Source organism: uncultured Thermus sp. (assembly GCF_938010445.1).
Lineage (GTDB): Bacteria > Deinococcota > Deinococci > Deinococcales > Thermaceae > Thermus > Thermus altitudinis.
The window spans coordinates 1-8,393 of sequence record NZ_CALLUR010000068.1 but is presented as its reverse complement, the minus strand read 5'-3'; the positions used below and the strand labels follow the sequence as shown (position 1 = coordinate 8,393).

Sequence of the window (8,393 nt, the reverse complement as noted above, 5' to 3'; positions counted from 1 at the left end):
TCCCCGGCCCTTACCTCCCTTCCCGCCTTCTGGGAAAGTATCTTTTCCGCCAAGGTCAAGCCCATGCCCGCCTCCCACATGTAGCGCTACGGAATCCGGATCCACCCTGACCCCCAGGAACCCGGGGCCGGGCAAGCCGAGGTGCCTTCGGCGGCCCTCCCCGAACCTGCAGCGGGATGGATGGCGAATGCCGCCTAAGCCCCAAGGGGTTCTGCGAAGGTTGCAGGGGCTGGATTGGGAGAAGGTGAGCGGCGAGGGAAGCCAGCGGGTTGCCATCCATTCCCAAGGCCGCTGCCCCGTGGTCCCCTTCCACCGACAAGATAAGGGCACCTTCCTGGCCTTCCTCGAGGACCGGGGCCCCACCGGGGAGGAGTCCTGCAAGCTCTAGCCTCATGCCGTGATCCACTCCCTCAGGATGCGGTCCAGCCCCTCGAGGGTCAGCTGGCCCTGGACTGCCCCTCCTATACTGGGGGTATGACCTACACCGCCCTCGTCTACGAGGACCCCGAAACCCCGGGCACCTGGATCGCCGAGTTTCCCGCCATTCCCGAGGCCCATTCCTTTGGCCGCAGCCCCGAGGAAGCCTTGGCCCATGCCAAGGAAGCCTTGGAGCTGGTGCTGGCCCACCTGAAGGAACTGGGCCGCCCCCTTCCCCAGGATGTCCGTACGGTGCAGGTGGGGGTAGATGCCGCCTAGGCCCGAGGAGGTGGCCCGGAAGCTCCAGCGCCTGGGGTTTGCGGAGCGCATGACCAAAGGGGGGCACCGGCTTTACGCTCATCCCGATGGCCGGATCGTGGTGATCCCCTTCCATAGCGGAGAGCTTCCCAAGGGCACCTTCAAAAAGATCCTGAAGCAAGCCGGCCTCACCGAGGAGGAGTTCCGCAAGCTCTAGCCTCATGCCGTGATCCACTCCCTCAGGATGCGGTCCAGCTCCTCGAGGGTCAGCTCCCCCCGGTCTGCCAGGGCCTTGATGTGCTGGGTGATGCGGGCCAGCTCCTCTTCCCCATAGTGCAGGCCCAGCTCCGCCGCCCGGGCCTTGATGGCGTGGCGGCCCGTGAGCTTGGAGGCGATGATGAGCTTACGCTTCACCCCAAAGACCTCTGGCGGATAGGGCTCGTAGGACTCCGGATTAAGGTAGATGGCCTTGAGGTGCATCCCCGCCTTGTGGCTGAAGGCCGTCTCCCCGGTGATGTAGTTGTTGAAGGGAATCTCCACCCCCACCATCCGGGCCACCATGCGGTCCAGCTCCGGCAGCATCTCCAGCTTGTACTTTCTGCGCACATAGTCGGGCTGCAGGGTGTACATGCGGGCCAAGAAACCCCCTAAAGGGGTGATCCCGTTCCGCTCCCCAATCCCCAGGATGGTGGTGTCCACGTGGGTGGCCCCCGCCTCTATGGCCTCAAAGGCGTTGGCGATGGCGCAGCCCGTGTCGTTGTGCCCGTGAAACTCTATGTCCACCTGGGGCCCCACCACCCGCCTCACCTCCCGCACCAGGGCAAAGACCTGCCTGGGGGTGGCGATGCCCACGGTGTCCGCCAAACCCACCCGGTCCACGTAGGGGGCAATGGCCTGGTAGATTTCCAGAAGGTCGTGCTCATCGGAACGGAAGGTGTCCTCGGCGGAGAAGCGCACCTCCACGTGGGGGGCCTTCTCCCGGATGAAGCCGATCACCTCCCTGGCCTCCTCAATGATGCGGGGTATGTCCCGCCCGTGGGCCGCCCTGAGGTACTTGCTGGTGCCAAAGAGGAGGTCTATGCCCTGCACGCCGGTTTCCACCGCCACCTGGGCCGCGTCCATCCGGGTTTGGATGTGGGTCACCACCTTGGCCTTAAGGCCTAAGGAAGCCAAAGTCTCCGCGTCCTTCCGGGACTGAGGGGAGGCCATGGGGGTGGTCACCTCAATGTACTCCACGCCGAACTCGTCCAGGGCCTTGGCGATCTCTATCTTGTCCTGGGTGGAAAAGTTGGCCCTTTCAAACTGCTCGCCTTCCCTTAAGGTGGAATCTATAATCTTCCATTCCCGCATGCGCCCCTCCCCAAAAAGAAAACCGGCCCGATTTCGGGCCGGGGGATAAGGAACCCTCTGGGGCTACCCTACCCCCCGGCGGCCGAGTTTTTTCTCACGGGCCAGCATCTTGCCTGTAAGGGTATACGAAAGCGGCCTTTTTGTCAACGGCCAAACCGTCTTTCACGGGCCTGGTAGCTACGCAGGGCCCTCAGGAAGTCTATTTTTCGGAACTCCGGCCACAGCACGTCGGCGAAGTAGAACTCCGAGTAGGCGGACTGCCAGAGGAGGAAACCCGAAAGCCTTATCTCCCCCGAGGTGCGGATGATGAAGTCGGGGTCAGGAAGACCCGCAGTGTAAAGATGGCGGGCGATCTCCTCAGGGGTGAGCCCTTCGGCAATCTCCTTGGGGGAAAGGCCCTTTTTATCGGCCTCGAGGAGAAGCCGCTTCACCGCATCCACGATTTCCTCCCGGCCCCCGTAGCCCAAGGCGATATTCAGCACCATGCCCTGGTGGGCCTGGGTCTGGGCCTCGAGGCGCTCCAGGGCCCTGAGCACCTCCGGGGAAAACCCCTCCCGCCGCCCGATGAAGCGCACCCTGACCTGGTGCTCCAGGATGCGGTGGTCCTCCGCCATCCTCTCCGCCTCCCGCACGAAAAGGCGCATGAGCTCCTCCACCTCCTCGGGGGGGCGCCTGAAGTTATCGGTGGAAAACACCCAGACCGTCACCGTCCGGATGCCCATCTCCAGGCACCACTCCAGGACCTCGTAGGCCTTTTGTACCCCAAACTCATGCCCCTTGACGGGGGCTAGGCCCAAGGCCCGGGCGTAGCGGCGGTTTCCATCCAGGATCAGGCCCAGGTGCTTGGGAACCGGGCCTCCTTTTACCTCCTGGAGGAGGCGCTTTTCGTAAAGCCAGTAGAGGGGCCGGGAGAGGGAGAGGAGGCGGCGGACCATACCCTTTCCACCCTAAGGCGGGAGGATGAGAAAGGGAAGGGCTAGCGGTATAGCTCCCGGGCGATGACGTGGCGCTGGATCTCCGAGGTGCCCTCGTAGATCTCCGTCACCTTGGCGTCGCGGTAGTAGCGCTCCACCCGGTAGTCCCGGTGGTAGCCGTACCCCCCCAGCACCTGCACCGCCTCCCGGGTCACCTCCACCGCCATGCCGCTGGCGAAGAGCTTGGCGGCGCTGGCCTCCAGGGTGAACCGCTCCCCGGAGTCCTTTTTCCTGGCGGCCTCCAGCACCAAGGCCCGGGCGGCCACGATCTTCACGTGCATGTCGGCGATCTTGAAGGCGATGGCCTGGTGCTCGCGCAGCTTCTTGCCGAACTGCTCCCTTTCGTCGGCATAGGCCTTGGCGATCTCAAAGGCCCCCCGGGCAATGCCCACCGCCTGGGCCGCCACCCCAATCCGGCCCGAATCCAAGCCCGCCAGGGCGTAGGCCAGGCCCCTCCCCTCCTCCCCCAGGAGGTTCTCCTCTGGCACGAAGACCTCCTCGAGGCGAACCTCGGCGGTGTGGGCGGCGTGGAGGCCCATCTTCGCCTCCGGGGGGCCAAAGGAAAGGCCTGGGGTGTCCTTCTCCACCAAAAAGGCGCTGATGCCCTTCTCGCTCCTGGCCATGACCACGTAAAGCTGGGCCTGGCCCGCGGAGGTGATCCAGCTTTTCAGTCCGTTCAGCACAAAGCCCCCAGGCACCCTCCTGGCCTCGGTGCGGATGCTGGCGGCATCGGAGCCCGCCTGGGGCTCGGTAAGGCAGAAGGCCCCGATCCACTCCCCCCGGGCCAGGGGGATGAGGTACTTTCGCTTTTGGGCCTCAGTGCCGAAGCGGAGGAGCATGTACTGGGGTAGCCCGCTGGTCACCGAGAGCACCACGGCCACGCTGGGGTCGGCGGCGGCAATCTCCTCCAAGGCCAGGGCCCAGGTCACGGAGTCCAACCCCACCCCTCCCCACTCCTCTGGGGTGGTCATGCCCAAGAAGCCCAGCTCCGCCAGGGCCTTTAGCTGGGGCCAGGGGTACTCCCCCGTGCGGTCGTACTCCGGGGCCAAGGGGTAAAGGACCTCCTTGGCCACCTGGCGCACGGTGTCCAGCACCAGTTTTTGTTCGGTGGTCAGGGTCATCTTCCCTATCGTAACACTGCATGTTGGCAAAAAAACGTCACACTAAGGGCAGAAGCCCCCCTTTAGCCCAGATGCTTAACCCTCCCCCCAACGGGGAGCCCGCTGGGCCTTCAAGCCCAGGTGGTCCAGGATGCGCTGGGTGACGAAACCCAGGAGGTCGGAGATCTCCTTGGGCCGGTGATAAAAGCCCGGGCTTGCTGGGAGGATGACCGCCCCCGCCTCCGCCGCCTGCACCATGGCCTTCAGGGTGGGAAGGGGCAAAGGAGCCTCCCGGGGCACCAGGATCAGGGGGCGCCGCTCCTTCAGGTGCACGTAGGCGGCTCGGGTGAGGAGGGTATCCGCCAGCCCCAGGGCGATTTTGGCCAGGGTGCTGGCCGAGCAGGGTACCACCACCATTCCCCGGGTGGGGAAGGAGCCCGAGGCAATGGGAGCACCCAGGTCGCCGTCCTTGTACACCCAGCGGGCCAAGGGGTAGAGGTCCTTCGGGCTTAGGCCCATCTCCTCCCACAAGACCCGCTTGGCTCCCTGGCTTAAGACCAGGTGCACCTCGGCGAGGCCCTGCAAGGCTTGCAATAGGTCCAGGGCATAGGGCATGCCGCTAGCCCCCGTTAACCCCACCACCACCCGGGGAAGGTCCGCCATGGTCCCATGCTACCCCTGAACCTTGGCCCCACTTGAGGCCCCAACACAAAACCCCGGACCCCAAGGGGTCCGGGGGGCACCCCGTGGGACGGGGGCTACTTCAGCTCCACCACCGCGCCCACGGCCTCCAGCTTCTTCTTGATCTCCTCGGCCTCGGCCTTGGGAATGCCCTCCTTGATGGGGCCCCCCTTCTCCGCCAGGTCCTTGGCCTCCTTGAGGCCAAGGCCGGTGATGGCGCGAAGCTCCTTGATGACCTCCAGTTTCTTGGCCCCGGCGTCCTTGAGGATCACGTCAAACTCGGTCTTCTCCTCCACGGGAGCCGCCGCCTGGGCCGCCGCAGGGGCCGCGGCCACCGCCACCGGCGCCGCCGCGGTCACACCCCAGGTCTCCTTGAGAACATCAATGAGCTGCTTGAGTTCCAAAACCGTAGCCTGAGAAAGCTCTTCCTTGATGCGTTCAATGTCCAAAGCCATCCTCCACCTCCTATGCCGCCTTCTTCTCCGCGTACGCTTCCAAGATGCCTACCAGCTCGCGGGCCACACCGCCCAGGACCCCCACCAGCTCCGCCATGGGCGCCTGCAACACGCCCACAAGCTCCGCCCTGAGCTCGTCCATGGTGGGAAGCTCCGCCAGGGCCACCACATCCTTGGCCAAAAGCACCTGGCCCTGCAAAAGCCCGCCCTTGGCCTCGGGAATGCCCTTGGGGTTCTTCTTGGCGAACTCCGAAAGGGCCTTGGCCGCCGCCACCGGGTCCTGGTAAAAGACCACGGCGCTGGGGCCCATTAGCCCATCCAGCTCGGGCAGGCCCAGCTCCCTAAGGGCGATGCGGATCAGGGTGTTCTTGGCCACGAAGAGCCTGGCCCCCTTCTCCTTCAGGGCCTGACGCAGGGCGTGGGTCTCCTTGGCGGAAAGCCCCTGGTAGTTCACCAGGAAGAAGGAGCCATGGGCCCGCTCAAGGTTTTCCTTGAGGGCAGCTAGAAGCTCAACGTTGCGCTTATTGGGCACGCCTTCCTCCCTTTGGGGCAGGGGAACCCCAGCCGACTTTTGCGGATTTCCGAGAAACGCTCCCCCTGCAAGCGCCTCGGCGGGATGTTTAAGGCCTCAAGCCCCCCGCTGTCTTTGGCCTGGGCGCCCTAGCGCCCGGGGTGCCATAGGCGAGTCTAAAGGGAAAAGGGCCTGGCGTCAAGCCAGGCCCCCCTTAACACTCCCTCAGGAATGGGGGTTGATGCGAAGGCTAGGCCCCATGGTGGTGGTCACGTAGACGGAACGCAAGAAGGTGCCCTTGGCCGCCTCGGGCTTGCTGGCCTCGAGGGCCTTGATGAAGGCCCGGATGTTCTCGGCGATCTTCTCCGGGGGGAAGCTCACCTTGCCCACAGGGGCGTGGATGGCCCCGGTCTTGTCGTTGCGGAACTCAATGCGGCCCGCCTTGATCTCCTTGATGATCTCCCCGATGTTGAAGCCCACGGTACCGGCCTTGGGGTTGGGCAAGAGCCCCCTCGGGCCCAGGATACGGCCCAGCTTGGAGCCCACGGCCCCCATCACGTCTGGAGTGGCCACCACGGCGTCAAAGTCCAGCCAGCCATCCAGGATCTTCTGGATGATCTCCTCACCCCCCACGTAGTCGGCCCCGGCCTCCTCGGCCTCCTTGATCTTCTCGCCCTTGGCGATGGCCAACACCCGCACCTGCCTGCCCAGGCCGTGGGGCAGGGAAACCGTGCCGCGCACATTCTGGTCGGACTTGCGGGGGTCAATGCCCAGCTTGGCGTGGACCTCCACGGTCTCGTCAAACTTGGCCGTGGCCAGCTCTTTCAAAAGCCGGGCAGCCTCGTCAATGGTGTAGACCTTGGCGGGATCCACCTTCTCCAAAAGGGCCCGGTAGCGCTTGCCGTGCTTAGGCATCCTTCACCTCCGGGGCACCCACCACCTCCACCCCCATGGAGCGGGCCGATCCGGCGATCATCCGGGCGGCGGCCTCCAGGTCGGTGGTGTTCATGTCGGGCATCTTTTGCTTGGCGATCTCCAGGACCTGCTGCCAGGTGATGCGGCCCACCTTCTCCCGGCCCGGCTTATGGGCCCCCTTCTCCAGTCCCGCCGCCTTGCGGATCAGGTAGCTGGCGGGCGGGGTCTTGGTGATGAAGGTGAAGGACCGGTCGGCGTAGATGGTGATCTCCACCGGGACGATGGCGTCGCCCATGTTGGCGGTGGCCGCATTGAAGGCCTTCACGAACTCCATGATGTTGGCCCCGTGCTGGCCCAAGGCTGGGCCCACCGGGGGTGCGGGCGTGGCCTTGCCCGCCGGCAACTGAAGTTTCACTACCGCAACGACTTTCTTCATTTTTCCCTCCTAGGCTCCCCCCAAGTTGGGGGTGCGAACGCCTCCTAAGCCTTGACCACCTGGGAGAAATCCAGCTCCACCGGGGTCTCGCGGCCAAAGATGGTGACCATGACCTTGACCTTCCCCTTTTCCGGGTTGATCTCGGTCACGGTGCCGGTAAAGTCCGCGAAGGGGCCGGAAACCACCCGCACCTGATCCCCTTCCCGGAAGGCCACCTGGGCCTTGGGGGCTTCCTTTTTGCCCAAAAGCCCCGACACCTCCAGGATGTGCCGCACCTCGTCCGGGGAAAGGGGGACCGGCCTGTGGCCTGCGCCCACAAACCCCGTGATCCCCGGGGTGCCCCGCACCACCTCCCAGGCCTCGTTGGGCTCCTCCTCATCCCCCAGGTCCATCTGCACGAACAGGTCCCCGGGAAAGAGCTTTTTCTTGACGACCTCCTTCTTGCCCCCCTCGCGGAGCTCCACCACCTCCTCCGTGGGGATCAGCACCTGGAAGATCTTGTCCTCCATACGGAAGGCCTTGACCCGCTTCTCCAGGTTGGCCTTGGCCTTTTCCTCCTGCCCCACGTAGGTGTGGACCGCGTACCATTCAATGCTCATCGCAAGAGTCCTACCAAGAAGCGGAAGACCAGATCGTAAAGCCCCAAGACCACCATGGCCACCAAGGTAAAGATGAGAATGGCCTGGGTACCCTCCACGATCTGCTCCCGCGTGGGCCAGGTGACCCGGGCAAGCTCGGCCCGGGCCTCCTGGAAGTAGCGAACAATCCGGGTAAACATCAGACCTTCACTTCCTTGTGCACCGTGTGCTTATCGCACCAAGGACAGTACTTCCGGAGTTCCAGCTTGCTGGTGGTGTTGCGCTTGTTCTTCTCGGTGGCGTAGTTGCGGCGCTTGCACTCGGTGCACTCCAGGAGGATTTTGATGCGGACTTCGCTGGCCATGGTTCACCCCCTTTCCCCAAAGAGGCGGCTATCCGCCCCTAGGATTACTCCAGGATCTTGGTGACCACGCCGGCGCCCACGGTCCGCCCACCCTCACGAATGGCAAACCGCAAACCCTCCTCCAAGGCCACCGGCTTGATCAGCTCCACCGTAAACGTCACGTTGTCCCCAGGCATCACCATCTCCACACCCGCCGGCAGCTCCACCACCCCCGTCACATCCGTGGTCCGAAAGTAAAACTGCGGCCGGTATCCCGTGAAAAATCCCGTGTGCCGGCCCCCCTCCTCCTTCTTCAAGATGTACACCGAGGCCTCAAACTTGGTGTGCGGCGTAATGCTCCCAGGCTTCGCCAGC

The 8,393-nt window shown here is 64.4% G+C and carries 14 protein-coding genes and 1 pseudogene; 3 read left to right on the top strand and 12 right to left on the bottom strand.

What is annotated here, in order from left to right; translation table 11 throughout:
- Positions 1-187 precede the first annotated feature (187 nt).
- The 3 genes from Q0693_RS04155 to Q0693_RS04145 all read left to right on the top strand — a co-directional run bounded on the left by Q0693_RS04155 (position 188) and on the right by Q0693_RS04145 (position 892).
- A complete protein-coding gene (locus Q0693_RS04155; protein WP_298629449.1) occupies positions 188-388 on the top strand; it encodes a toxin HicA in 201 nt (66 codons plus the stop codon).
- Between the two features lie 86 nt (positions 389-474).
- On the top strand, positions 475-696 hold the full coding sequence (locus Q0693_RS04150) for a type II toxin-antitoxin system HicB family antitoxin (protein WP_243031563.1): 222 nt from the start codon (positions 475-477) through the stop codon (positions 694-696).
- Entirely contained in the window at positions 686-892 is a 207-nt protein-coding gene (locus Q0693_RS04145) for a type II toxin-antitoxin system HicA family toxin (RefSeq protein WP_298629447.1), read from the top strand. The genes Q0693_RS04150 and Q0693_RS04145 overlap by 11 nt, the downstream gene beginning before the upstream one ends.
- Positions 893-894: 2 nt before the next feature.
- Here the strand turns inward: Q0693_RS04145 and lysS are convergent, their stop codons facing one another.
- The 12 genes and pseudogenes from lysS to tuf form a co-directional block, all read right to left on the bottom strand.
- On the bottom strand, positions 895-2,025 hold the full coding sequence (gene lysS / locus Q0693_RS04140) for a homocitrate synthase (RefSeq protein ID WP_298629445.1): 1,131 nt from the start codon (positions 2,023-2,025) through the stop codon (positions 895-897).
- Between the two features lie 143 nt (positions 2,026-2,168).
- Complete coding sequence (locus Q0693_RS04135) at positions 2,169-2,960, bottom strand: isoprenyl transferase (RefSeq protein WP_298629443.1); 792 nt, start codon at positions 2,958-2,960, stop codon at positions 2,169-2,171.
- 41 nt (positions 2,961-3,001) lie between these two features.
- Positions 3,002-4,120 (bottom strand): acyl-CoA dehydrogenase family protein, encoded by a 1,119-nt coding sequence (locus tag Q0693_RS04130; protein ID WP_243031576.1) that lies wholly within the window; start codon positions 4,118-4,120, stop codon positions 3,002-3,004.
- 75 nt (positions 4,121-4,195) lie between these two features.
- Positions 4,196-4,762 (bottom strand): UbiX family flavin prenyltransferase, encoded by a 567-nt coding sequence (locus tag Q0693_RS04125; RefSeq protein WP_243031577.1) that lies wholly within the window; start codon positions 4,760-4,762, stop codon positions 4,196-4,198.
- Between the two features lie 95 nt (positions 4,763-4,857).
- Positions 4,858-5,235: a 50S ribosomal protein L7/L12 gene (gene rplL, locus Q0693_RS04120; RefSeq protein WP_015716111.1), complete on the bottom strand. Its 378-nt coding sequence runs from the start codon at positions 5,233-5,235 to the stop codon at positions 4,858-4,860.
- A gap of 10 nt (positions 5,236-5,245) precedes the next feature.
- Entirely contained in the window at positions 5,246-5,767 is a 522-nt protein-coding gene (gene rplJ / locus Q0693_RS04115; protein WP_298629436.1) for a 50S ribosomal protein L10, read from the bottom strand.
- A 204-nt stretch (positions 5,768-5,971) separates the two neighbouring features.
- On the bottom strand, positions 5,972-6,661 hold the full coding sequence (gene rplA, locus Q0693_RS04110) for a 50S ribosomal protein L1 (protein ID WP_243031581.1): 690 nt from the start codon (positions 6,659-6,661) through the stop codon (positions 5,972-5,974).
- Positions 6,654-7,097 (bottom strand): 50S ribosomal protein L11, encoded by a 444-nt coding sequence (rplK, locus tag Q0693_RS04105; protein WP_015716108.1) that lies wholly within the window; start codon positions 7,095-7,097, stop codon positions 6,654-6,656. Before rplK ends, rplA begins: the two co-directional genes overlap by 8 nt.
- Positions 7,098-7,141: 44 nt before the next feature.
- A complete protein-coding gene (nusG, locus tag Q0693_RS04100) occupies positions 7,142-7,696 on the bottom strand; it encodes a transcription termination/antitermination protein NusG (protein ID WP_298629423.1) in 555 nt (184 codons plus the stop codon).
- Positions 7,693-7,875, bottom strand: a complete 183-nt coding sequence (gene secE, locus Q0693_RS04095) for a preprotein translocase subunit SecE (protein WP_243029178.1) — start codon at positions 7,873-7,875, stop codon at positions 7,693-7,695. The genes nusG and secE overlap by 4 nt, the downstream gene beginning before the upstream one ends.
- A complete protein-coding gene (gene rpmG, locus Q0693_RS04090; protein ID WP_243031608.1) occupies positions 7,875-8,039 on the bottom strand; it encodes a 50S ribosomal protein L33 in 165 nt (54 codons plus the stop codon). The genes secE and rpmG overlap by 1 nt, the downstream gene beginning before the upstream one ends.
- A gap of 44 nt (positions 8,040-8,083) precedes the next feature.
- Positions 8,084-8,393: pseudogene (gene tuf / locus Q0693_RS04085) on the bottom strand (elongation factor Tu); the annotation flags it as partial.